General features: G+C 69.0%; 22 protein-coding genes. 10 read left to right on the forward strand and 12 right to left on the reverse strand.

Annotation, left to right across the window (positions count from 1 at the left end):
* Positions 1-8: 8 nt before the first annotated feature.
* The 7 genes from ACIQF0_RS30910 to ACIQF0_RS30940 all read right to left on the reverse strand — a co-directional run bounded on the left by ACIQF0_RS30910 (position 9) and on the right by ACIQF0_RS30940 (position 7,866).
* Positions 9-1,055, reverse strand: a complete 1,047-nt coding sequence (locus ACIQF0_RS30910) for a family 2 encapsulin nanocompartment cargo protein polyprenyl transferase (protein WP_401035170.1) — start codon at positions 1,053-1,055, stop codon at positions 9-11.
* Positions 1,056-1,058: 3 nt separating this feature from the next.
* Complete coding sequence (locus tag ACIQF0_RS30915) at positions 1,059-2,459, reverse strand: family 2B encapsulin nanocompartment shell protein (RefSeq protein ID WP_360034813.1); 1,401 nt, start codon at positions 2,457-2,459, stop codon at positions 1,059-1,061.
* A 36-nt stretch (positions 2,460-2,495) separates the two neighbouring features.
* Positions 2,496-3,479, reverse strand: a complete 984-nt coding sequence (locus tag ACIQF0_RS30920) for a hypothetical protein (protein ID WP_401035173.1) — start codon at positions 3,477-3,479, stop codon at positions 2,496-2,498.
* A gap of 16 nt (positions 3,480-3,495) precedes the next feature.
* Entirely contained in the window at positions 3,496-4,575 is a 1,080-nt protein-coding gene (locus ACIQF0_RS30925; protein ID WP_360034807.1) for a hypothetical protein, read from the reverse strand.
* A gap of 3 nt (positions 4,576-4,578) precedes the next feature.
* The gene (locus ACIQF0_RS30930) at positions 4,579-5,985 is read right to left on the reverse strand and encodes a family 2B encapsulin nanocompartment shell protein (RefSeq protein ID WP_360034804.1); all 1,407 of its coding nucleotides are present in this window, start codon (positions 5,983-5,985) and stop codon (positions 4,579-4,581) included.
* Positions 5,986-6,391: 406 nt separating this feature from the next.
* A complete protein-coding gene (locus tag ACIQF0_RS30935) occupies positions 6,392-6,862 on the reverse strand; it encodes a heme-degrading domain-containing protein (protein ID WP_401035175.1) in 471 nt (156 codons plus the stop codon).
* Positions 6,859-7,866 carry a Gfo/Idh/MocA family oxidoreductase gene (locus tag ACIQF0_RS30940; protein ID WP_401035177.1) on the reverse strand — a complete coding sequence of 336 codons (1,008 nt, stop codon included), beginning with the start codon at positions 7,864-7,866 and terminating at the stop codon, positions 6,859-6,861. Before ACIQF0_RS30940 ends, ACIQF0_RS30935 begins: the two co-directional genes overlap by 4 nt.
* A gap of 38 nt (positions 7,867-7,904) precedes the next feature.
* On the opposite strand from ACIQF0_RS30940, the gene ACIQF0_RS30945 reads away from it, so the two are divergent.
* The 5 genes from ACIQF0_RS30945 to ACIQF0_RS30965 all read left to right on the forward strand — a co-directional run bounded on the left by ACIQF0_RS30945 (position 7,905) and on the right by ACIQF0_RS30965 (position 14,479).
* Positions 7,905-8,879: an ROK family protein gene (locus ACIQF0_RS30945; protein ID WP_401035180.1), complete on the forward strand. Its 975-nt coding sequence runs from the start codon at positions 7,905-7,907 to the stop codon at positions 8,877-8,879.
* A 10-nt stretch (positions 8,880-8,889) separates the two neighbouring features.
* Positions 8,890-9,690 carry a helix-turn-helix domain-containing protein gene (locus ACIQF0_RS30950; RefSeq protein ID WP_401035182.1) on the forward strand — a complete coding sequence of 267 codons (801 nt, stop codon included), beginning with the start codon at positions 8,890-8,892 and terminating at the stop codon, positions 9,688-9,690.
* A complete protein-coding gene (locus ACIQF0_RS30955; protein WP_401035185.1) occupies positions 9,687-10,085 on the forward strand; it encodes a VOC family protein in 399 nt (132 codons plus the stop codon). Before ACIQF0_RS30950 ends, ACIQF0_RS30955 begins: the two co-directional genes overlap by 4 nt.
* A 64-nt stretch (positions 10,086-10,149) precedes the next feature.
* Complete coding sequence (locus ACIQF0_RS30960) at positions 10,150-13,551, forward strand: S8 family peptidase (RefSeq protein WP_401035188.1); 3,402 nt, start codon at positions 10,150-10,152, stop codon at positions 13,549-13,551.
* A 190-nt stretch (positions 13,552-13,741) separates the two neighbouring features.
* Complete coding sequence (locus tag ACIQF0_RS30965; protein WP_401035191.1) at positions 13,742-14,479, forward strand: methyltransferase domain-containing protein; 738 nt, start codon at positions 13,742-13,744, stop codon at positions 14,477-14,479.
* 3 nt (positions 14,480-14,482) lie between these two features.
* On the opposite strand, the gene ACIQF0_RS30970 is transcribed toward ACIQF0_RS30965, so the two are convergent.
* The 3 genes from ACIQF0_RS30970 to ACIQF0_RS30980 form a co-directional block, all read right to left on the reverse strand.
* Positions 14,483-14,770 carry a hypothetical protein gene (locus tag ACIQF0_RS30970; RefSeq protein WP_401035194.1) on the reverse strand — a complete coding sequence of 96 codons (288 nt, stop codon included), beginning with the start codon at positions 14,768-14,770 and terminating at the stop codon, positions 14,483-14,485.
* A gap of 68 nt (positions 14,771-14,838) precedes the next feature.
* The gene (locus ACIQF0_RS30975; RefSeq protein WP_401035197.1) at positions 14,839-16,521 is read right to left on the reverse strand and encodes a DEAD/DEAH box helicase; all 1,683 of its coding nucleotides are present in this window, start codon (positions 16,519-16,521) and stop codon (positions 14,839-14,841) included.
* 48 nt (positions 16,522-16,569) lie between these two features.
* Positions 16,570-19,683 carry a phosphodiester glycosidase family protein gene (locus ACIQF0_RS30980; RefSeq protein WP_401035200.1) on the reverse strand — a complete coding sequence of 1,038 codons (3,114 nt, stop codon included), beginning with the start codon at positions 19,681-19,683 and terminating at the stop codon, positions 16,570-16,572.
* Between the two features lie 23 nt (positions 19,684-19,706).
* Here ACIQF0_RS30980 and ACIQF0_RS30985 point away from each other — a divergent pair, with 23 nt between their 5' ends.
* On the forward strand, positions 19,707-20,558 hold the full coding sequence (locus ACIQF0_RS30985; protein WP_401035202.1) for a hypothetical protein: 852 nt from the start codon (positions 19,707-19,709) through the stop codon (positions 20,556-20,558).
* Between the two features lie 106 nt (positions 20,559-20,664).
* On the forward strand, positions 20,665-20,994 hold the full coding sequence (locus tag ACIQF0_RS30990; RefSeq protein ID WP_401035204.1) for a hypothetical protein: 330 nt from the start codon (positions 20,665-20,667) through the stop codon (positions 20,992-20,994).
* On the opposite strand, the gene ACIQF0_RS30995 is transcribed toward ACIQF0_RS30990, so the two are convergent.
* Positions 20,979-21,284 carry a hypothetical protein gene (locus ACIQF0_RS30995; protein WP_401035929.1) on the reverse strand — a complete coding sequence of 102 codons (306 nt, stop codon included), beginning with the start codon at positions 21,282-21,284 and terminating at the stop codon, positions 20,979-20,981. The genes ACIQF0_RS30990 and ACIQF0_RS30995 overlap by 16 nt on opposite strands.
* A complete protein-coding gene (locus tag ACIQF0_RS31000; protein ID WP_396425018.1) occupies positions 21,209-21,601 on the reverse strand; it encodes a zinc finger protein in 393 nt (130 codons plus the stop codon). Before ACIQF0_RS31000 ends, ACIQF0_RS30995 begins: the two co-directional genes overlap by 76 nt.
* On the opposite strand from ACIQF0_RS31000, the gene ACIQF0_RS31005 reads away from it, so the two are divergent.
* From ACIQF0_RS31005 to ACIQF0_RS31015, 3 genes are read left to right on the forward strand one after another with little or no spacing between them, the layout of a single operon-like run.
* Positions 21,525-22,355, forward strand: a complete 831-nt coding sequence (locus tag ACIQF0_RS31005) for a DUF5753 domain-containing protein (protein ID WP_401035207.1) — start codon at positions 21,525-21,527, stop codon at positions 22,353-22,355. The two genes, ACIQF0_RS31000 and ACIQF0_RS31005, sit on opposite strands and share 77 nt — an antisense overlap.
* Positions 22,356-22,365: 10 nt before the next feature.
* Positions 22,366-22,527, forward strand: coding sequence for a DUF397 domain-containing protein (locus ACIQF0_RS31010; RefSeq protein WP_401035210.1), 162 nt, complete (start codon positions 22,366-22,368; stop codon positions 22,525-22,527).
* A gap of 25 nt (positions 22,528-22,552) precedes the next feature.
* Complete coding sequence (locus tag ACIQF0_RS31015; protein ID WP_401035212.1) at positions 22,553-23,410, forward strand: ornithine cyclodeaminase family protein; 858 nt, start codon at positions 22,553-22,555, stop codon at positions 23,408-23,410.
* Positions 23,411-23,483: the final 73 nt, after the last annotated feature.

Here is a 23,483-nt window from a genome sequence, read left to right on the forward strand (position 1 = left end):
AAAGGGATTCAGTGGTCCCGGTGGGTGACCAGCTGGGCGAGCGTGCCGAGCTCCACCGCCGCACGCGCGGTCGGTGAGGCCTCGCCGAGACGAACCAGTGCCTGCGTGTGGAGTTCGTCGGCCTGTGTCTGGCTCCACGCGCGACCACCGGCCATGTCGACCAGGGATGCCGCCCGCACAAGCGTTTCCGCGTTCATCTCCTGCGCGCCGAAGTACAACGTCCCCAGCTCCGCGGAGGCGGGCACACCGGCGTTCAGCGCACGGACGACGGGCAGGGACTTCTTGCGGTTCACCAGGTCCGAGTGCGCGGCCTTGCCGGTCACCGCCGGGTCACCCCAGATGCCGAGCAGGTCGTCCACGTGCTGGAACGCCAGACCCAGTTCGGCGCCGTAGCCGCGCATCGCCTCGACCTGCTCGTCGGACCCGTCGCCGTACAACGCGCCCAAAGCCGTTGAGGCGCCCAGCAAAGCGCCCGTCTTGCCCCGTGCCATCCGCTCGACCTCGGGCACCCGCACGTCGTTGCGCGTCTCGAAGTCCAGGTCGTACGCCTGCCCTTCGAGCAACGCCACCGTGGCGTCGCCCAGCGTCCGGATCGCCTCCACGGCACGCTGATGCCCTGACGCCGCGAGGACGTCGACGGCCAGCGCCTGCAACGCGTCGCCTGCCAGGATCGCCGCGTTGACGCCGAACACGGTCCACGCCGTGGCCCGGTGGCGCCGGGTCGTGTCGCGGTCCATCACGTCGTCGTGCAGCAGTGAGAAGTTGTGGATCAGCTCCACCGCGACCGCCGCCGGAACAGCGGAGGCGGCGGTGCCACCGACGGCCTCGGCCGCCAGCAGCACCAGCGCGGGGCGGATCGCCTTGCCGCCGTTCTCCAGCACCGGGTTGCCGTACTCGTCACGCCACCCGTGGTGGTACTCCGCGATCGTGCGCATCGACGGCGGCAACTGGTCGACGGCCTTGCGCAGAGCCGGAAGCACGAGGCTCCGGCTCCACGCGAGCAGCTCACCGGCGGGCCTGCCGGCCGCCAGCGGTTCGGTCATCTCGGCTGTCATGACTTAGAGACCGATCTCCACGTTCTCGAGCACACCCAGCGCGTCCGGCACGAGCACGGCCGCCGAGTAGTACGTGGACACCAGGTACTTGAGCATCGCGTGCTCGTCGATGCCCATGAACCGCACGTTGAGGCCGGGCTCGTACTCGTCGGGGATGCCGGTCTGGCGCAGACCGACGACGCCCTGCTTCTCCTCGCCGAGCCGCATCGCGATGATCGACGTGGTGCCGTTCTTGTTGACCGGGATCTTGTCGCACGGCGCGATCGGGATGCCGCGCCACGACTGCAGCGGCTTGCCCTCGACCTCCACGGTCGGCACGTACAGGCCGCGGTTGTTGAGCTGCCGGCCGAACGCCGCGATCGCCTTGGGGTGGGCCAGGATCAGCTTGGTGTTGCGGCGCCGCGAGATCAGCTCGTCCATGTCGTCCGGCGTCACCGGGCCGGAGTTCGTGCTGACCCGCTGCTTGAGGTCGGCGTTGGCGAGCAGGCCGAACTCCTTGTTGTTGATGAGCTCGAACTCCTGCCGCTCGCGCAGGGCCTCGATGGTCAGCCGCAACTGGTGCTCGACCTGGTCCATCGGCTGGCTGTAGAGGTCGGCCACGCGCGTGTGGACGCGCACGATCGTCTGCGCCACCGAGAGTTCGTACTCCCGCGGGCGCAGCTCGTAGTCGACGAACGTGCTGGGCAGCGTGGGCTCGCCGTCGTGGCCGGACGAGATGTCGATCTCGGCCTCGCCGTGCTTGTTCGACGCGTTCGTCGGGTTCGCCAGCTGCTGCTCGATGTGCTCGCGCAACGGCTCGATCTGCCCGTTGAGCTGCCGGAACGCCGCCCGCGACAGCACGACGGCCGTCGTCGGCGTCAGCGCACGAGCGGTGAAGCTCCAGTCCTTGTCGGCACCGGACAGCACCGGCTCGTCGCCGATGTACTCGCCGTCCGCGATCGTGCCCAGCGCCACGTCGTCGCCGTACTCGCCGAGCCCGGTCTTGGTGACCTTGCCGTGCGCGATGACGATGATCTCGTCGACGGACTCGCCGCGGTGCGCGATCACCTCGCCCGGCAGGTACTCGCGCTGCTCGAAGCGGTTCGCGACGGCGGTCAGCGCGGCCTCGTCCTCGAACCCGCGCAGCAGCACGAACTCCGCCAGCTCCTGCGGCACGATCCGCACCTCGGAACCCACCGAGGTGAACGTGACCCGGCCGTCGCCGATCGCGAAGGTGAGCCGGCGGTTGACGCGGAACGCACCACCCTTCGCCTCGACCCAGGGCAGCATGCGCAGCAGCCACCGGGGCGAGATCCCCTGCATCTGCGGTGCGGACTTGGTGGTCGTCGAGAGGTTGCGGGCCGCCTTCGTGGAAAGGCTCAGCTGCCCGCCCTCGACCCCAAGGCCCGGATCGGTAACAGTCACTGGAAGTCCTGCCAATCTGTTGGTGCTGGGTTGGAACTAGCGAACGAGTAGTGCTGCCGTGCCGAGTCCGGACGGCCGGTGGAACGACTTCCGGGTGGGGACCGGGGAGTAGCTGAATCGGCCGGATCGCTGTGTCCACAGCAGTTCACCGGCCAGCCACGACTTCAGTGCTTCGACGTACCGGGACAACCCGGCCTTGGCCTCCGCGTCGAGGCCGTACTCGTCGGCGAGGGACGGCAGCTCGCCGAGGATCGAGCCGATCTGCCGCAACCGGGCCGCGATCAGGTCGCCGACGACCGACACGGCCTGCTGGAGGTCGCAGTCGAAGAACTGCTGCACGGCGAGGACCGCGCTGGTCGTGCTGCCACCGGTCGCGTAGGTGTGGTCGAAGCCGACGATCTCCTGGCGCAGAGCGGGAACGTCGCCGAACGAGTCCACCAGAGCCCGCATGGTGCTGTTGCGCAACAACTCCGCGGGCAGTTCCGCGCCGACGGACTTGCGGGCGAGCTTCGCGGACAGTTCCGTGGCGATCGACCGGCGCCGCATCTCCACGAGGTCGATCGGGTCGGGCACTCGACCCTGTGCGGTGTTGTGCAGCTCCCACAGCAACGCGTCGAAGAACTCGACCAGGTGCTCCTGGTCCTCGTTGTCCAGAGTGGACCGCGAGACCAGGTCGGCAAGGCCCCGCTCGGCCGGGTTCGCCGAGGGGAGTGAGCCGCTCAGCACCGACTTCAACGCGGCCACGAACGCCTTGCCGCCCGCGACGTTGCGCGGCCGGAGAAAGCCGTCCCGGAACGCGTCGCTCACGTAGAAACCCCACGTGTGCCAGTCGTTGATGTGCTTCAGGTCGTCCAAGGACGCCGTCGGGTGGGTCAGCGGGCCGAAACCGCCGTAGTCCGCGGCGTCGTAGAACGCCTCGGTCCACGGCGCGCCGTTGAGCATGCCCATGTCCCGCACCCACGTCCTGGTGTGCTGGCGGACGCGGTCGACGTGCGGTGAAAGCCTTGCGGCGAAAGGCATGTCGAACGAGGGAACCTCAACCACGAGCGACCCCCAGCCACGCCGCGGAGGTGCCCAGGCCGGTCGGCCCGCGCAGGATCGTGCGGAAGAAAGCGGAGTTGCCCGCGCCTCCTTCGACCTTGGTGTAGCGGCCGGCGTGCAGGTGCCACTCGTGTCCGCCGGACTGCCAGTCCTGCAGGCCCTTCACGTACTTGAGCACGCGCGCCTGCTCCAGCGGGTCCACGCCGTTCTCGGAGAACAGCACGGGCAGCTCGGTGAAGACGGTGTTCTCGAACTGGTGCAGGCGTGAGGTCAGCAGCGTGTTCACGGCCTCGACCGCGGTCTGCGTGTCGTGGCCGAAGAACTTCTCGAACACGAGCACCCCGTTGGAGTTCTCACCCTCCTTCAACACTTCCCGCTCGTACGAGAAGATGTCGTTGCGCAGGTGGATCGCGTCGGAGAACGTGTCGGACAGGACCCGCAGCGGCCGGGTGCCCGCGATGGACGCGGGCACCTCGGCTGCCTCGGAGACCTCCACCAGGTTCGCCGACCACGGCGCGCCGCCGACCTTGCGGCGCATCTCGATGTACTCGATCGGGTTGGCGACCGTGCCGCTCTCGATGTTCTTGATCTCCCACATGCACTCGAGCAGCAGGTTGTGGGTGCTCGTGGTGAACCGGCGCCGCCAGTCCTGCGACATCAGCGGAATCGTCCGCTGCCACAGGTCGACGAGGCCGCGTTCGGTCGGGTTCTGCGGCTCCGGCCACGGGTCCGTGCCGTTGAGGGGCATGAACGCCGGCAACCGGTCGAGATACGCCTTCGCTCCCGACACGTCCTTGCTCTGCTTGAACTCCGCGAAGAACTCGTCGTCGAAGTAGAAGACCCAGACGTACCAGTCCGTGATGAGGTCGAGGATCTCCGCGGGCGCGTCCGGATGGGTCCACGCGCACATGAACCCGTAGTCGTCGCCCGCGAGGATCTCGTCGGTCCACACCCCGGTGTCGAGCATCCCCATGTCCCGCGCCCACTGAGTCGAGTGGACGCGGGCGCGTTCGAGGTGGGGGTTCATCCGCGCCGGGTGCGGCACGTAGAACTCCGGCATGGTGAAGGAGGCCAAGACCTATCCCTCGCGACCGAGCTCGACGTGCTCCAGCACACCGATCGCGTCCGGCACCATGATGGCGGCCGAGTAGTAGGCGCTGACCAGGTAGTTGATGATCGCCTGGTCGTTGATGCCCATGAACCGCACCGACAGGCCGGGCTGGTACTCGTCCGGGATGCCGGTCTGGTGCAGGCCGATGACGCCCTGGTTCTGCTCGCCGGTGCGGATCAGCATCACCGACGACGTGCGGGTGTCGGAGACCGGGATCTTGTTGCACGGCAGGACGGGGACGCCGCGCCAGGCCGGCACCTGCTGGCCGTTGAAGTCGATGTGCTGCGGGTAGAGGCCGCGCTTGTTGAGCTCACGGCCGAACGCCGCGATCGTGCGCGGGTGCGCGAGGAAGTAGCCGGGGTCCTTCCACACGATCGACAGCAGCTCGTCGAAGTCGTCCGGGGTGGGCGGGCCGGAACGGGTGTGGATGCGCTGCTTGAGGTCCGCGTTGTGCAGCAGGCCGAACGACCTGTTGTTGACGATCTCGTGCTCCTGGCGTTCGCGCAGGGCCTCGATCGTGAGCCGCAACTGCTGCTCGACCTGGTCCATCGGGTTGTTGTAGAGGTCCGCGACCCGGCTGTGGACCTGCAGCACGGTCTGGGCGACGCTCAGCTCGTACTCGCGCGGCGAGAGCTCGTAGTCGACGAACGTGCCGGGCAGGACGGGCTCGCCGTCGTGACCGGACGACATGCCGATCTCGGCCTCGCCGTGCTCGTCCTGAGGCTTGTTGCGGCTGTTGAAGGTCTGCTGGATGTGTGCGCGCAGGCCGCCCGCTTCCCCGTTGAGCGCCTGGAAGTCGTCCCACGACAGCGTGAGCACGGTGACCGGGGTGACCGCCTTGGCGGTGTACTCCCACTCGCCCTGCGGCCCGGCCAGCACGGTCTCGCCGAAGTACTGGCCGTCGGCGAGGTTGCCGAGCACGGTGTCGCCGCCGTACTCACCGGTGCCGACCTTGTCGACCTTGCCGTGCGCGATCAGCACGACGGTGTCCTTCGGGCGGCCCTTCTCGACGATGACGTCGCCGATGCCGAACTCCTGCTGCGTGAAGCGGCCGGCGAGCGCCGCGAGGACCTCTTCGTCGTCGAAGCCCTTGAGCAGTGCCAGTTCGGTGAGCTCCATCGGCACCACGCGGATCTCCGCGCCGATGTTGGTGAACGAGACGCGGCCGTCGCCCAGCGTGTAGGTGAGCCGCCGGTTGACGCGATAGGCACCACCCGCCGCCTGCACCCAGGGCAGCACCTTGAGCAGCCAGCGGGAAGTGATTCCCTGCATCTGCGGGACGGACTTGGTGGTCGTGGCCAGATTACGTGCGGCGGCCGTGCCCAAACTCAGCTGCTGACGGCCCTCATTGAGGTCAGAATCCGTCACAGTCACAACCCACACCCACCTATCTCAATGCGCTAATGGACCAAACCGATAAGCCGGAACGGACGTTAGTTCGCGCTCTTGAGAGCTGTGAAGGGGCCAAAAAGGCGACATTCGGGTGGGTGGTTTAGGCCTGATGATGCTACGGAGCGTACAACTGCTGCCGCAGGCAACCGGTGTTGTATCGGCAGGTGGGTGACCGAGCGCTATTCGCGCATTGATGGAATAGGGCACTCGTTTGGCCCAGTAGGATCACTCTTTCGAGCGCACCGGCGGGCCTTGTCCGGATGATATGAACACACCACTTCGAGTGGGGTCGAATCCACTCGAAGTGGTGTGGGGTAATGCACAGTCGCGCCTTCCGGTGATGTTCGGAGGCGATAGCCGGATTTTGTACCAACGGCTATTCGTGCTATTACGCTTCGCGGCCGTTCAGGAATGATTCCAGCTCGGTGACGACGAACGCGTGGTCCTGCGCCTGGGGAAGCCCGGAGACGCCGACGGTGCCGACCGGGCCCGTGCCGCGGAGGATGACCGGGAAGACGCCGCCGTGCGCCGCGTACAGCGCCGGGTCGAGCCCCGACTCCGCCTCGAACGTCGAGCCCTTTTCGCGGAACGTCGTGCCGACGTAGAACGAACTGTGGCCGAACAGGTCGACGACACGCGCCTTGCGCTCCAGCCACCTGTCGTTGTCCGGCGCGGTACCGGGCAGTGCGACGTGGAAGAGCCGGTGCCCGTGCCGCTGCACCGAGATCGCGATCGGCAGGCCCTGTTCCTTCGCGGCGGCGAGCAGGTGCAGGCCGAGATCGATCGCGACGTCGTTGCCGAAGCGGGTGAACTGGAGCTTCCGCTCCTGGGCGAGCAGTTCTTCGCTGGACGGGCTCACAGGGACACCACCTTGTTCTCGCGTGCGGAAAGGAAAGCAGCCTCGATGACCCGCAGCGCGTCCACGGCGCTCGCGGGGTCGACGGGGATCCGTCCGGCCTGCAGTTCGGCGTAGAAGGTCTGGTACGCACCGGGTTCGACGGCGATCTCGGTGGTGTCGTCGAGGATGCCGAGCCGGCCGGTCCGTTCTTCGCGGCCCCAGTCCGGATCGGTGGGGCGGCGGCCGGCTTCGAGCGCGTCCTCCTGCTCGTCCAGGCCGCTGATCTCGAACGCGCCCTCGCTGCCGAGCAGCCGGAAGCGCGGCCCGAGGTTCGCCGCGTGCGCGTTGGCCCACAGGTGGGAGCGGACACCGTTCTCGTGCGTCAGCGCCACGAACACGTCGTCGTCCACCTGCGCACCGGGACGGCGCCGGTCGAGTTCGGCGTAGACGCTCCTGACCGGACCGAACAGCTGCAACGCCTGGTCGACGAGGTGCGCGCCCAGGTCGTAGAGCAGGCCGCCGGCCTCCTCCGGGGCGCCGAACTCGCGCCAGTTGTCCCAGATCTCCGGCACCCAGCGGTCGTATCGAGACTCGAACCGCCGAACTTCACCCACCTGGCCGATGATCTTGCGGACGGTGAGGAAATCGCTGTCCCAGCGGCGGTTCTGGAAGACCGTGAGCGGCACCTGCGCGGCCTGGGCGGCGGCCACGAGTTCGGCGGCTTCGGCCGACGACGGCGCGAACGGCTTGTCGACCACGACCGCGACGCCCTTGCTGATGGCTTTGCGGGCGTACTCGACGTGCGTCCTGTTCGGCGTGCCGACGACGATGAGGTCGAGGTCCAGCTCGAACAGCTCGTCGGCGGTGACGATCTTGGCGTCCGGGTGCGCGGCACGGGCCTGCGCCTGCCGCTCCGGGTTCGCCGTGACGATCGCGACGAGGTCCATGCCGTCCGTGGAGGAGATCAGCGGGGCGTGGAAGACCCGCCCCGCGATGCCGTAGCCCAGAAGTCCGACTCGAGTCATGCTTCCGATTAAAGCAACGCTGTTGAATAATTGCGACCGTGGACCTCACCTCGCTGCGTTCGCACAACGACAGGACAGTGCTCAGACTCGTCCGCTCCGGGGCGCTGAGCAGGGCTTCCATCGCCGGCCAGGCCGGACTGACCCCGCAGGCGGTCTCGAAGATCGTGGCGAGGCTCATCTCGGCGGGTCTGCTGGAGGAGACCGGCGCCGTGCGCGACGGGGGCCGTGGCAAACCGAGGATGTCGTTGCGGCTCGCCGCAGACGGGGCCTGTGCGTACGGGGCGTACGTCGACCGTGACGAGCTGCGGGTGGTGAAGCTCGACCTGACCGGCGAGGTGGTGTCGTCGGCGGTCGCGCCGCTGGCCCCGATGTTCACGCCGGACGACGTGCTGGACGCCCTGGAGCCGTTGGTCGAGGCGGGGGAGAAGGTGCTCGGCCTGGGCATCGGCATCGCCGGACCGCTGGACTTCCGCGACGGCGTGGTGTCGCCGAACGGCTTGCCGGGCTGGTCCTCGGTCCCGTTGAGGGCACTGGCGGAGGAACGGCTCGGGCTGCCGGTCGTCGTCGACAAGGACACCAACGCGGCCGTGCTCGCCGAGGCGTGGCGACGACCGTTGCGGGACGCGGCGCTCGTGTTCGTGGGCACCGGTCTGGGCGTGGGGCTGCTCCTCGGAGGCGAGGTGCATCGAGGCGCCCGGTCGGGGGCGGGCGAGTTCGGGCACACGACTATCCAGCTCGACGGGCCGCTGTGCGTCTGCGGACGGCGTGGGTGCGTGGAGGCGGTGCACGCGGCCACGACCGGGGTGGAGGCGGCACGGGTGCTCGGCGCGGCGGTGGCGAACCTGGTGCAGTTGCTGGACCTCGACCAGATCGTCCTGAGTGGACGGAAGGTCCTGGAGTCTCCGGACCTGTACCTGCGGGCGATGCCGGACGTGGACGTGAGCGTCACGTCCTACGGCCCCGACCTGGTGCCAACAGGCGCTGGACTGCTGGTCCTGGGCGAATTGTTCTAGCATCGGCGGCGTGGACGTCGAGCACGTCGTCGGCCTGCCGCACCCGCGACTGAGGCCGTTCGTGACGCGGTACTCCGGGTATCGGATGCGCACCGAGCCCGGCATTCACCGCGGCCTGCCGTCGCGCTCGCTCACGCTCGTGGTCACGATGGACGGCACGGTCGACCTGTCCGAGGGCCGGTTCGCCGCGCTGTGCGGCGGGCTGCACGACGAGGCCGTGATCATCACCCACGACGGGTTCCAGCACGGCGTCCAGTGCGACCTCACGCCGCTGGGGATGCGGGCGTTCTTCGGCATGCCCGCCGGCGAGCTCAGCGCCCTCACGGTTGGGCTCGACTCCCTCGACGCGCCGGCCGCTGAGCTGCGCGAACGGCTGCAGGACGCGCCGACGTGGACGGATCGGTTCGCGCGCATGGACGAGATGCTGGGCAGGCTCGTGAAACCGGTGCGGCAGCAGGTCGAGGTGGCGTGGGCGTGGCAGCGGCTCGCCGCCGGGGCACCGGTCGCGGAGATCGCGGCCGAGGTCGGGTGGAGCCGGCAGCACCTGAGCGCCCGGTTCGCGGCCGAGTACGGGCTCACACCGAAGGTCATGGGCCGCGTGATGAGGTTCGAGCGGGCGAACCGGATGCTGCGCGGCGAACGTCGGCCCACGTTGACGGAAGTGGCCGCTGCCTGCGGTTACACCGACCAGGCGCACTTCAACCGGGACTGGCGGGCGCTGTGCGGGGCGACCCCGACCGAGTGGATCGCGGCCGAGCTTCCATTCGTACAAGGCGGCGAGCACGGTCAGGGCGCAGAGTTGCCGTCATGAGCACACCACCACCTACCTGCTGGCCCTGTTTGTCCTATCAGGACGCTCCCGCCGCCATCCGCTTCCTCGTGGAGGCGTTCGGGTTCAAGGAACATCTCGTCGTACCGGGGGAGGCCGACGGCGAGGTCGTGCACTGCGAGATGGTCTGGCCCGAAGGCGGCGGCGTCATGCTGGGGTCCGCCGTGCGGTCGGTCGGCGAGGTCGAGGCGACCAAGGCCGGCGCCGGATCCGTCTACGTGGTGACCGACCGGCCCGACGAGCTCCTCGCGCAGTCGCTGGCGCACGGCGCGGCCGAAATCCGCGGTCTGCGTGACGAGGACTACGGCTCGCGCGGCTTCACCGTCGCCGATCCCGAGGGCAACCGCTGGAGCTTCGGCACCTATCGCGGAGCGTGAGGCAACCTTCACGCGGAGTTTGGAGTCTCCCTGGGTGGAGAGGTTCACACCTAGGGGAGGACACGTGCGTTTTGCACGATGTTTGGTGATCGCCGCCCTCGCCGCCGGACTGCTCAGTCCGGCGGCGACGGCGCAGGCAGAACCGTTGAGAGCTCAGAAGACGTCCACCATCACGCTGATCAGCGGTGACAAGGTCGTCGTCAACGAGCGCGGGGAACTCGTCAGGGTCGAGGGCAGGCCCGGCATGCAGTTCGCCCAGTACGTCCAGAACGACCACCAGTACGTGGTGCCGGCGGACGCGGTCGACGCGGTGGGGCAGGATCGCGTCGACAAGCGCTTCTTCGACGTCACCTCGTTGCACGCCTACGGGTACACCGACGACAAGATCGACCGGATTCCGTTGCTGACCAACGGCTTCCGCGCGGCCGCCGCGGTGCAGAAGAAGGACGCCGCGCAGCAGTGGACGGCACGGCGCACCAGCGCGTTGCGGGCCGAGAAGCTGTGGCTCGACGGCAAGTCGAAGATCTCGCTCACGGAGAGCGTGCCCATGGTCGGCGCGCCCGGCGCGTGGCAGGCCGGGTTCGACGGCACCGGCGTCACGGTCGCGGTCCTCGACACGGGCTACGACCAGAAGCACCCGGAACTCGCGGGCGTCGTCTCGGTGTCCAAGGACTTCACGCCCGCGGGCATCCAGGACAACGTCGGCCACGGCACGCACGTCGCGGCCACGGTCGCCGGGCGCGGCAGCCAGTACGTCGGCGTCGCGAAGGGCGCCTCGCTCGCGGTGGGCCGCGTCTGCGAGGCCGAGTACTGCTTCGACAGCGCGGTGATCGCCGGCATGGAGTGGGCGGCGCGCGACGTCAAGGCCAAGGTCGTCAACATGTCGCTGGGCGGCGACCAGTCCGACGGCACGGACCCGTTGTCCCTCAAGGTGAACGAGCTGACCGCCGAGACCGGCGCGCTGTTCGTGATCGCGGCGGGCAACTACGGCACCCGGCGGCAGGTCTCCGGACCGGCGGCGGCCGACGCGGCACTGGCCGTGGCGAACATGACCAAGCAGGGCGTGCTGGAGGAGTGGTCGTCGCGCGGCCCGCGGATCTACGACTACGCGGTCAAGCCGGACATCGCGGCGCCGGGCACGGACATCGTGGCCGCCCGCGCCGAGAACACGTTGTGGGACCACGCGGTCGACGACCTGCACGCCAAGCTGACCGGTACGTCGATGGCGACGCCGCACGTGGCCGGTGCCGCGGCGGTGCTCGCGCAACGCAACCCGACGTGGAAGGCGGCCGAGCTCAAGGCCGCGCTGATGGCGACGGTCAAGCCGGTCGCGGACTCTCCCACGAGCGTCGGCACCGGTCTGCTCGACGTCGAACGCGCGGTGACGCAGCAGGTCCGGGCTTCGGTGGGCAGCCTGTCGTTCGGGTTGCTGCAATGGCCGCACACCAGAACGTTCACGAAGACGATCACCTACTCGAACGCGGGAACCGCGCCGGTCTCCCTGGCGTTGCAGCACAACCTCGGCGCGGACTTCGCGGTCCCGGCGTCGGTGACCGTGCCGGCTCAGGGCAGCGCGGCGGTCGACGTCGTGCTGGATCCGCGCAAGGGCAACGGCACGTTCTTCGGACACCTCAAGGCTTCTGCTGACGGCGTCTCCCTCACGACCGCCGTCGGCGCGTACGTGCAGGAGGAACGGCACGAGCTGAAGGTGTCGATGACCGGACGCGATGGCAAGCCGGTCGCGGACGAGTTCGTCGTCGTGGTCAACATGTCCACTCAGGAAGCGTCGGTGCTCTCCATCGTGGACGGCAGCGGAACGTCGCGGCTGCCGGTCGCGGACTACGCGGTGATCGGCCGCATCGACGAGCTGACGCCGAACTACGCCTGGTTCACGCCGGTCTCCGCGACCGAGGTGGCGGGCCGCGTCTCGCTGACCTCGGACGTGTCCGTCGCGCTGGACGCCAGGCAGGGCAAGCCGATCAGCGTCGAACTGCCCGAACGCGACTCGGTGGTCTGGTACCGCGACGCCACGCTGGCGGTGCCGTTCAAGCCGGGCAAGATCAGCGGCGTCGCCAGCATCGTCGACGGCCGGGTTCCGTTGTACGGCCTGTCGTTCGGGGCGCCGCTGCCGGAGCTGACCTATGACTCCGGGCTCAAGGGCGGGCAGCCGCTGGTCTCGGTCCCGGGCGGGTTCCCGGTGCGGTACTACGAGAGCAGCAAGTACCTGCCGCCGGGCGAGCACCGGCTCGACGTGGCCGAACGTGGTGCGGACGTGCGCGGCAAGCTCGCCCTGGTCCGTCAGGCGGGCGAGGACCCCTACGCGGTCGCCCAGGAGATGAAGGACGCCGGGGCGGTCGCCGTGCTGTGGGCGGGTCCGGTGCCGTTCGGTCTCGAGCCGCAGTCGGCGATTCCGGTGATCACGGTGGCCGAACACCACCTGACCACCACGCCGGCGAAGCTGACGTTGCGGGCCATCGCGGGTTCGCCGGTGTCGTACACGTTGTTCCTGCGGGACAAGGGCGCGTTGCCCGTCGGCACCAAGAAGATCCGGCACTCGGAACTCGCCGAGGTCAAGGCGCGCTACCACACGTCCGGCGCGGACGGCTCGGTCTCGCAACGGAACTCCCCGGTCGTCGGCGGTGCCCTCGGCAGGGTGCTGGACGAACGGATCTCCGCTCCCGCGCAGCGCACCGAGTACTTCAGCCCGGGCACCTGGTACCAGGAGGGGTTCGACGGTCGCATGTTCGGCCGCGACGACGACCCGAGCACGACCTCGTGGGCCGATCTCGCACCGGTGACCTACCAGGCGGGCAAGAAGTACGAGCGGACCAACCTCCGCGCGGTCACCTCACCCCGGCTCGGCGGTTCGCCCCTCGTGACCTGGGCGGACGGCGGCGGCGTCGAACGGTCCGGTGACCTGATCAACTCCCGCGTCTCGCCGTTCGGCGGCTCCGGCTGGGTGGAGAACTGGCACCGGGGCGGCTGGGGCACGCTCGAACTGCAGCACGACGGCGTCGCGCAGGGCTGGGCCGACGTCCGGCAGGGCTCGTTCCACGCCCCCGCCCGCGACGGCCGGTACAAGCTCCTGCTGGACGCGTCCCGCGAGACGCTGGCGTTGTCGACGAACGTGAAGACGACGTGGGAGTTCTCGGGTGCCGCCGACGGCCGGCTGCCGTTGCTGGAGGTCGACTACTCGCTACCGGTCGACCTGCGCAACAGCTGGAAGGCCGGTGTGCCGATGCCGGCGAAGTTCACCGCGTCACGTCAGGCAGGGGCGGGTACCGCCTCGTTGCGCTCGCTGCAGGCGTACGCGTCGTTCGACGACGGGGTCACCTGGGTTCCGGTGAAGTCGCTGGTCCCGGCCGGTGGAAAGGCGGGCGGGTTCGTGTCGTTGCGCGTGGTCGCGGCTGATGCGGACGGCAACACCGTCGATCAAACGGTGCTGCGGGCGTACCGCCTGCACTGAGATAGGCCGAACGGTCGTGTGTGTTACGTCAACAGGGCGTAACCATGCGGCCGTTCGGTCGTTGTAACCCCCTGCGGCACCTGCCCCGCCGTGCGCGAGACGATCCAGGGACGCGGCGTCTCTGCGCCCAGGGCAGGTGCCGCCGTTTTCTCGGTGGCCGGTTCGGTGCAGCTGTGGTCGCATGACGGCCATGGGGACTTTTGAGGAGCTGGTGGCCGAGGGTGCGGCCGTGCCGCTGGAGGGCTGGGACTTCTCGTGGTTCGAGGGCAGGGCCACCGAGGAACGCCCGCCGTGGGGCTACGCGTCGCTGATCGCCACACGGCTCGCGGCCGTCTCGTCGGCGCTGGACCTGCAGACCGGCGGGGGAGAGGTGACGGCGTCGGCGCCGGTCAAGCCACCCCTGCTCGCCGCCACCGAGTCGTGGCCGCCGAACGCCCTGGTGGCGTCGGGGAACCTGCCGCTCGTCGTGCAGGCGCCGGACGACGGTCCGCTGCCGTTCCGGTCCTCGTCGTTCGATCTGGTGATCAGCAGGCATCCGGTGGTGACGCCGTGGCGGGAGATCGCGCGGGTGCTGCGGCCCGGCGGGACCTACTTCTCGCAGCAGATCGGCGCGGGCACGAACGCGGGGCTCACGGACTTCATGATGGGGCCGCAGCCGGTGAGCGAGGCCCGAGGCACCGAACGGGCGCGCGCCGCCGCCGAGGCCGCCGGGCTGGAGGTGCTCCGGCTGGAACCCGTGGAGTTGCGGGTGGCGTTCTTCGACGTCGGCGCGGTGGTGCACTTCCTGCGGAAGGTGCTGTGGACCGTGCCGGGGTTCACCGTGGAGGGATATCGGGACCGGCTCCTGGCGATGCACGAGCACATCCAGGAGCACGGGGAGTTCGTCTGCACCTCGGCGCGGTTCCTGGTCGAGGCTCGCAAGCCCTGAGGCTCAGCCCTGGCCGCGCCGTGCCGCCAGGATCTCCTTGAACTGCTCGGCTTCCTCGTTGGTGATCCACTTCAGCCAGCCGCGCTTGCGGTCCGTTCGCACCTCGTAGAGCCACAGCGTGTCGACCCAGCCGGAGTCGGGCGTGTACCGCTCGTCGGGCCGGTACACGTCTGGACTGCCACGCCACGTCCGGAAGACTTCCATCGCGTCGGCCAGGTCGACGCGCCCTTCACGCAGCCACGCGAAGTACTGGTAGTCACCCTCGGTGTAACCGTCTCCCAAGTTCCTCACCCCTGTCACACGTCGTCGCGCCTGGAAGAGGTTTCCAGGCGCCGACGACGGCTGCTGTGAAGACAGGACTAGCGGGGCTGGCGCTCGCGGCGGATCGTGACGCGCTTGCCCTTGATCGTGGCGTCGCGCAGCTGCTCGATCACGTCGTTCGCGGCCGGGCCCGGCACCTCGACCAGCGAGAACCGGTCGGCGATCTCGATGGCGCCGATGTCGCGGCCCTTCAGGTTCGTCTCGCCGGTGAGGGCGCCGACGATGTCCTGGGGCCGGATGCCCGACGAGCGGCCGGCACCGAGGAAGAGCCTGGTCATGCCCTCGGTCGGGCCACGGCGTTCGCGGCGCGGGCCGGAGGGGGCACCGGCGCTGTCGCGGCGCGGACGGTCCTCCCGCGGGCGGACCTCCGGGATCTCCTCCTCGTCGGCGGCGGCACCGGAGGCCTCGTGCGCCAGCTTGACCGCGGCGAGCGCGATCTCCATGACGTCGAACTCGTCGGCCAGCGTCTCGACCACGACGCGGAAGCGCGAGAGGTCGTCCTCGAGCAGCGACTCGTGCAGCGACGAGCGGGTCAGCTCCAGCTGGCGGGCGCGCAGGTCGGCGACCGTCGGGACCTTCTCGACCGGGATCTTGGTCTTGGTGACGCGCTCGATCGTCTTGAGCATCGAGTTCTCACGCGGCTCGACGAGGGTGATCGCGACGCCCTCACGGCCGGCGCGGCCCACGCGGCCGATGCGGTGCGTGTACGCCTCGGGGGCGGACGGCACGTTGTAGTTCACGACGTGCGTGAGCTGCTCGATGTCGAGGCCGCGGGCGGCGACGTCGGTGGCCACCAGCAGGTCGGCGGTGCCGGAACGCAGGCGCGACATGACGCGGTCGCGCTGCTCCTGGCTGATGCCGCCGTGCAGCGACTCGGCGCGGTAGCCGCGGCCGTTGAGCGTCTCGGTGAGCTGGTCGACCTCGTCGCGGGTGCGGCAGAAGACGACGGCGGCGGTCGGCGACTCGACGTCGAGCACGCGGCCGAGGGCGGCGGGCTTGTGCTCGCGGCGCACCAGGTACGCGGTCTGCCGGACGCGCGGGGCCTCGCCCGGCTCCGTCTTCTCGCGCTCGATCTGGATCAGCACCGGCGAGCGGAGGTGGCTCTTGGCCATGCGGTCGATGCGCGGCGGCATCGTGGCCGAGAACAGCACGGTCTGCCGTTCGGCCGGCGTCTCGCTCAGGATCGCGTCGATGTCCTCCGCGAAGCCCATGTCGAGCATCTCGTCGGCCTCGTCGAGCACGACGACCCGCAGGTCGCCCAGCTGCAACGTGCCGCGCTGGAGATGGTCGATGGCGCGGCCCGGGGTCGCGACCACCACGTCGACGCCGCGGGACAGCTCGCGCAGCTGACGGCCGATGGGCTGGCCGCCGTAGATGGGGAGGACGCGTGCGCCCATGTGGCGGCCGTAGCGGTGGACCGCCTCCGACACCTGCACGGCCAGCTCACGGGTAGGCGCGAGGACGAGGGCCAGCGGCTTCTCGCCCTTGCCGATCCTGTCGGCGATGCGCTCGAGCAGCGGGAGCGCGAACGCCGCCGTCTTGCCCGTGCCCGTGGCCGCCTGGCCCAGCAGGTCGTTGCCCGCGAGCAACGGCGGGATCGCTTCACTCTGGATCGGCGTCGGCTCCTCGTAGCCCAGAGCGTTGAGGGCGTTGAGGAGGTCGGGCCGCAGCCCCAGGTCGGCGAAACCGTTTTCGGCGGAACCGTTGTCGGCGGTGGTCATGGCGAGTATCTTCCCCCACCGCCTCACACCGCACTCACTCAGACCAGGTCAAGCCGCCTCCCGCAGCCTCACGAGCACGTCCGCGCTGCTCGTCACGCCGTTCACCGTGGCCGAGATCTTGACCTGACCAGGCCTGATGCCCGTGAGGACACCGCTGTCCGGTTCGAGCCAAGCCACGTGCCACGGCCTGATCCCGGCCTTGGCGCCGAGGTGCAGTGCACGTGACCCTTCCCACACCGCGCCCATCGGATAGCGCACCGGCACCGACCGGGATCCCTGTTTCACCGTCGCCGCAACCGTTTCCGCGGTGCCGGTGCGCAGGGTGGACGGAGCCTGCACCTGGAGTGCGTCCACATGAGGCCGGATCTCGGCTTTGACGCCATTGCGGGAGACGCCGACGAGCGTCCAGCCGGTGAACCCGCCGGCTTCCGCCGGTGCCTTGCCGGAGTTGCCGTTGATCACGAACGGCACGCCGTCCACAGTGGACGCGAAGAACCCGCCGACGTGGCCGCCGATGAACGCCGTGGGTTTGTCTCGTTCGGACAACAGCCGCTCGAAGTACGAGGCCTCCAGCCGGTCGGCGAGCTGACTCGTGCGCGCGGGCGTGGGATCGCGCGGCGGGTGGTGCATCATCACGACCGCTTGACCTTCGGCGCTGTGCAGCGCGTTCCGGAGCATTTCCACCTGATCGAGGCCGCCGCCCCTGATCGTCCCGGTCGACGAGTCGAGCAGTACGAACCTGGTGCCCCTGTGGTCGAACGTGCGATGGGTGGCGCCGAACTCGCGGCGGAAGTTGTCGATCGTGCCCGGACCCATGATCTCGTGGTTGCCCGGCACGTAGTACCAGGGGAAGTCGCCGAGCTCCTCGGTCAGCACCCTGCGCGCGAGCTCGAGGTCCTCCGGCGACGCCTCGTCGACGAAGTCACCGTTGATCACGACGAACTCGGCGCCGGAGTTCCTGATCTCCCCCAGCGTGCGGCGGGCGGAGCGGACCAGGTCGCTGTCCGGGGCGCGCGCCACGAACTGGGCATCGGACATGACCGCGAACGTCCAGCCCTCCGCCTGGCCGATCACGTCCTCGCGCAGGTCCGGTGCGGGAGGCAGGGTGATCTCCGGAGGCACCCTCGCCACGATGTCGTCGACGACCACCTCGCCCCGGTAGGACCGGTCCGCTTTGGTCTCGATCGCGGTGAACCTCGTGACCTGGACCGGGAACTTGAGCTCCGGCGGCACCGCGACCTCGATCCGCTGCCAGCCGTGCCAGGTGATGTAGGGGCCGTAGAGCGATCGCGACTGTCCTGTCGAGTCGGTGACGGTGAACGCCGTCCACTCGCCCTGGCCGCGGCCGTCGACCCAGGCGGCGAGCGACAGGGGTTGCCCGTCGACCTGGAGCGGCTTCGGCGGCACGGCGTAGGCGGTGCGCGTACCGGTCGACTGCGTGAAGTCGTAGCTCAGCCTCAGTCCCGCGCCGGTGTGGCCGTCCGGGTCCGGTTCGACCTTCCCGGTCGCGCGGGCCGAGCCGAAGGTCCACTGTGGAGCGTCGTCGAACGAGCCGATCAGCTGGTCCTGCACGCCGACCGTGACCGCGGTCCGGGTCTCCTTGCCCTGGGAGCGCGCCCTGATCGTGGTGGCCCCGGTCTTCAGGGCCCTGATCTCCAGGTCCGGGGTGACCTCGATGACGCTGCGGTCGTAGCTGAGGTCGAGATCGGCCCGTTCGATCGGCGCGCTGAAGCCCTGCACGTCGAAACCGTTGACGCGCAAAGGTTTGCGCTCGTTCTCGCTGAGGCTGATCCGAGTGTTCTCCGGTGCGAGTCTGGTGAGTTCGCCCAGCACGGTGAGCTTCGCAGTCTTCGTCGTGAGGCCGCGGAAGGCGGTGAACGACGCCGGTCCCGAGTGCGGTGCCGCGTGGAAGGTGTCGCCGATCGCCCAGCCACCCGTCGCGCGCGTGACGTGCTCGTTGTTCGCGGCCGGTCCGAAGGTCTCGTCGTGGCCGCGCACGGTCATCCTGCGCGTCATGCCGGGGAAGACGCGGGTGCTCGCGGTCTGCACGTCGAAGCCGGTCAGCCTGCCGGTGCCGGTGGGGGCGTAGAGCGCGAGGCCGTTCGGGATCGGGCGCTCGCCGCCGTCCGAGGGTGTGTTGACGACCTTGAGCTCGGTGGTGCCGGGTTCGCGGGCGAGCATGGTCGACGAGCCGCCGCCGTCGAGGTTGAGGGCGTTGTGCGCGCCGAGTTCGATCATGGCGTCGGCGAGGTCCTGGAGATTGAGCCCCTGCAGGTAGGCGCCCTGCCGTCCGTCGACGGTCAGCATCGTCATCTTCTTGCCGTCCGCGGAGAACCCGACCGCGGTGCGCGGGTGCAGCGGGTCGGCCGGAGCGACGTTCCTGCCGTCCTTGACGAGCAGCTGCCGTCCGCCGATGGCCGTCTTCGGCTCGCTGCCGTCGCTGGTGCGGTTGCGGTAGGCGATGTCCGCGCGGTCGCCCGGTTTGAGGGTTCTGAGCACGTCCGCGCCCTTGTCCCGGCCGACCAGCGCGTACCCCTCGACGGGCGTCGCGCTCGGGCTGCCCACGGATTGCACGACGTCGTCTTTGACGATCACCTCGGCGGTGTTGGCCGCACCTTGCGTTGCGCGCGCTCTGCTGTACGTGCCCCACAACGGGTTGAAGACGCCGATCCCGTCAACGTCGATGCGTGCACTGTTGAGCTGCGTCAGCTTGTGCGTCCCGTTGAGCGTGCCTTCGAAGAAGGTCTCCATCACGCTGCCGATACCGGCCGCGTCGATGCCCACGGCCCTGCCCGCGCCGGACTTGCGCAGCCGGCCGTCCTGGACGCCGACGCCCTCGGGAGCGTGGGAATTGTTGATGTCGAAGAAGTCCCCGTTGATCGCCGCGACCGCTCTCGGCGTCTGCTGCGAGAGCGGCGCCGCCTGCGCCACGGTGCCGGGATCGACGTACCCGACCTGTGCCTTCGTGAGGTCGACGGCCAGTGCGTCCCCGCGGACCCACCCACCGGCCTCGTACCAGTCGAAGGAGCTGAGCGTGACGCCGGGAGCGACGGGTCTCTCGGTCCGTTCGGTCTCGATGCGTCCGGCGACGTCGGCGTGGGCGGGGGAAACGGGCGCAAGCAGGGCCGCGGTGATGATCACCGCAAGTGCACGTCTCGTCACTCGCCGGAACCTAGACTGGGCCGGTGAAGAAACGCCTAACGGTCTGCGCCTCGCACCTGATCACCCTGCCGAGCGCGCCTCACGGCCCGGTCCGCGAGGCGATCGGCGCCGCCCGCGAGGCCGTGGACGAGTTCGACCCGGAGCTCGTCGTCTTCTTCGGCACCGACCACCGCCGCGCTTTCCGTTCCGTGGTCCCGACCTTCGCCGTGGTGCTGGAGGCGACCGCGCAGGGCGACGTCGCCGGACCCACCGGTTCCTACGACGTGCCCGCCGATCTGGGCCGCGCGCTGATCGCCGACCTGGTCGCGCACGAGTTCGACGTCGCCACGGCCTACAGCGCCGCCCTGGACCACGCGTTCGGCCACACGACCCGCGACCTGCTGGGCACGATCTCCGCGAAGCCGGTGCTGCCGATCTTCATCAACTGCGCCTCACCGCCACACGCGACCTTCCGCCGTGCCGCGTCCCTGGGCCGCCGAGTCGGGGAGTTCTTCGAGGACAAGCGCGTTCTCTACGTCGGCTCGGGCGGACTGGCGCACGACCTGCCGGGCTTCCGCGAACCCGAGACCGGCGTGGTGCTGACGGAGGAGGAGCGCCAGACGTGGATCAAGGACGTCAACGAGCGCGCACGGCGTGAAGGAACGATCCGCGAGCTCGTGCGCACCTGGGACGAGGCGTTCCTGACCGGAATCGCCGGCACGTCGCAGGAATGGCTCGACGAGATCGGCACCGGCCTGGTCGAGCGCGGCGGCAACGGGGCTGCCGAATGCCTCACCTGGACCGCCGCCTGGGCCGCGGGCGGTCAGCCGCTGCGGACCCTGGCGCACGAGTTCGACACCAGCGGGCGCGCGGTCGTGATCACAGATTCGGCGTGAGCTGTGCGGCCTTGGCGATGATGAGATCCAGCACGGCAGGATCCGGCTTCCTGAACTTGACCTGGTGCGCGGCCGCGGTGCTGAGGCTGGACCAGAAGGATCCCCGATGAGCGAGACGAGCGACGGCGGATCGGAAGCGCCGGAGGAGCAGGAAGAGCCGCCGGCCACGGACTCGGGTTCCGAGGAGCCCGTTGACGAGGACGGTGGTCTCGAAGGCGCGAAGATCGTTTCCGAAGGGCTGCTCGATGGCCTGAAGAAGGGCATCGCGGAGAAGAACACCTCGCAGGAGACCGAGGCGTTCAAGCGCGAGAAGGGGGCGAGACTCCGTCGCCCGAGATCGGACCTCCGCCTGCCGCCCCGGGGAGACGCCGCCGGTGCCACCCGAAGCCGAGACTCCGGGCTGGCCCCCCGGGACGCGTCTCACGACAGTGGTTGATCGACCGTGGAGAGTTCGTCGGCCTCTGCCAGGTAAAGGCGGCCCAGGTCGATGAGCAACGTGCCCAGGTCGCGATAGTGCTCGGCGCGTTCCAGGTCGGGAATCAGGCCGCACGTTCGCAACATGTTTTGTGCGAGCAGCTCGCCGAACTGTGGATAAGTCTTCACCACCTCACGCGAGAGGCGCTGAAGGGATATGCGCAGAAGGTCTTCGGTCAGGATTTCCGCGGCCATGGCAGGATCCCCTCGTTCTCGCGCCAGATGCCGTCGCAGTCCCAGCACGTCGGCCACACTATCTTGTCTCGCCACAGGCTGAACTCTTGCGGCACATAGGGATCGCCGCATAGCGTCTCGACGAGCCGCCCCCTGGCCGGCTCGTCGGAGATGGCGTGTCGCCGCCCTTCGTGGGGCGTCCATCGAAATCTCACAGGATTATTCTGCAACTTGGAGGAGCTCCAAGCTAACGCCCTTTTGGGTTGTGTTGCCGGTAAATGTTCTGGAGGTCCCAGGAATGGGTCTACGGTCCTCGCCATGCCGAAAAGATTCTCCACTGCAAGGGGTCGGGAGTTCGGTGACGGGCTTCGCGCCGCCATCGCCGCCACGGGCATGACCTCGCGCAAGATCGCCGAAATCGTCGACTGGCAGGAAGCCAAGCTCTCCGACCTGATCAACGGCAAGGGCGGCGCCACCGAACTGGAGCTCGCGCTGTTGCTGGGCGCGTGCCGGACGCCGTCGGACGAGCGCGAACACCTGCAGAAGCTCTTCCGCGCGACGAACGTCAAGGGTTGGCTGCAGGAACACGGGGCCGCCGAGCCGATCCTGCCGCGCACCCTCGTTCAGCACGAGGCCATCGCGAAGACGCTCGTGAGCTGGTTGCCGTTGCTGGTGCACGGCATGTTGCAGATACCGGACTACGCACGTGCGGTGATCGCGGCGAACGCGAACGTGCCCGAGGACGAGGTGGAAGAGCGCGTCAACGCACGAGTGGCACGACAGGAGGCGCTGCGGCCGGGGCTGAAGGCGACGTTCTACCTCCACGAGTCCGTGCTCAGGACGCCGGTCGGTGGTGAGGAGGTGATGCGTGCCCAGCTGGAGTACCTGATGAAGGTGTCGATGCGGCAGTACGTCGTCATCAGGGTGGTACCCACGTCGATCGGAGCGCACGCGGGGCACGCGGGCGGCTTCAACCTGATGCGGTTCCACAAGATCGAGCCGGTCGTCTTCGTGGAGAGCGAGAACGCCAGTCTGATCATCGAGTCACCACTGCCGATCAAGAGCTACGACGCGGTGGCCGAATCACTCGCACGGACGGCGTTGGACGAGGAACAATCGAGGAGTCTGATCAAAGACATCATCGGTTGAGGAGACACGGATGGCCGAGTGGCGCAAGAGCAGCTACAGCGCGAACGCCAGCGAATGCGTCGAAGTCGCCACAGGCATCGGCATCCGGGACAGCAAGGCGCCGGCCGTCCACATCGAGATCGACGCAGACGCCTGGACCGCCTTCCTGGCGGGCGTCACGCGGGAGCGTTGACCGGCAGGTCGTTACCATCCGAACCATGAGCATGCCCGCAGCGATCGATGCCGTGAGAGAAGCGTTCGTCGGGCTCAGCGCGGAGGAGTTCGACCTGCCCGCGCGGCACGCGTTCAGCGACAGCCGGTCGCTCGTGATGGCGGCGCACCACCGGCCCACGCGGTCCACGGTGGTCAAGGTGATCAGCATCGAGCTCGAGCGGGATCCGGTGATCACGGGCACGGTCGTGTTCTCGCATCCGGACGGTCAGTTCGTCACGGACGCGGTGCCGCTCACGACCTTGCGGACCGGCGCTGTCGTAGGCGTGGCAACGGATCTGCTGGCCGACGAGGACGCCTCGCACCTCGCGTTGCTGGGTGCCGGGGCGCAGGCGGCGGACCAGATCCGGGCCGTGCACGCGGTGCGGCCGTTGAAGAAACTCGTCGTGTTCAACCGGAACGCCAAGAAGGCCGAGGCGTTGCTGGAGAGCATGAAGGACGAGTTGCCGGACACGGTGATGGACGTGGCGAGCGACCCGGACGAAGCCGTTGAGAGCGCGGACATCGTGTGTTGTGCGACGGCTTCCACCGTGCCGTTGTTCCGGTGCGACTCGCTCAAGGAACGGGTGCACGTCAACGCCATCGGGTCGTACCGGCCGGTGATGCGGGAGCTGCCCGAGGAACTGCTGGCGACCGCCGGAGTCGTGGTGGTGGACCAGGTCGAGGCCGCGCTCAGTGAGGCCGGCGAGATCATCCGCGCGGTCAACAGCGGCGTGCTCAGGCTGGAGTCGCTCGTCGAACTCGGTGCGGCGCTGGGAAACCCGCCGCTGCGAGAAGGCCGGACGGTCTTCAAATCGGTCGGCGTCGCGGTGCAGGACTGGGCTGTCGCAAGGCTTCTGGCATAGAAAAGCGCTGGACGTGAACCCATCCGCCGCGGGGGTTCACGTCCAGCGCCGTGATTCTCCTCGTCAGGTCATG

The organism is Lentzea sp. NPDC092896 (genome assembly GCF_044754905.1).
Lineage (GTDB): Bacteria > Actinomycetota > Actinomycetes > Mycobacteriales > Pseudonocardiaceae > Lentzea.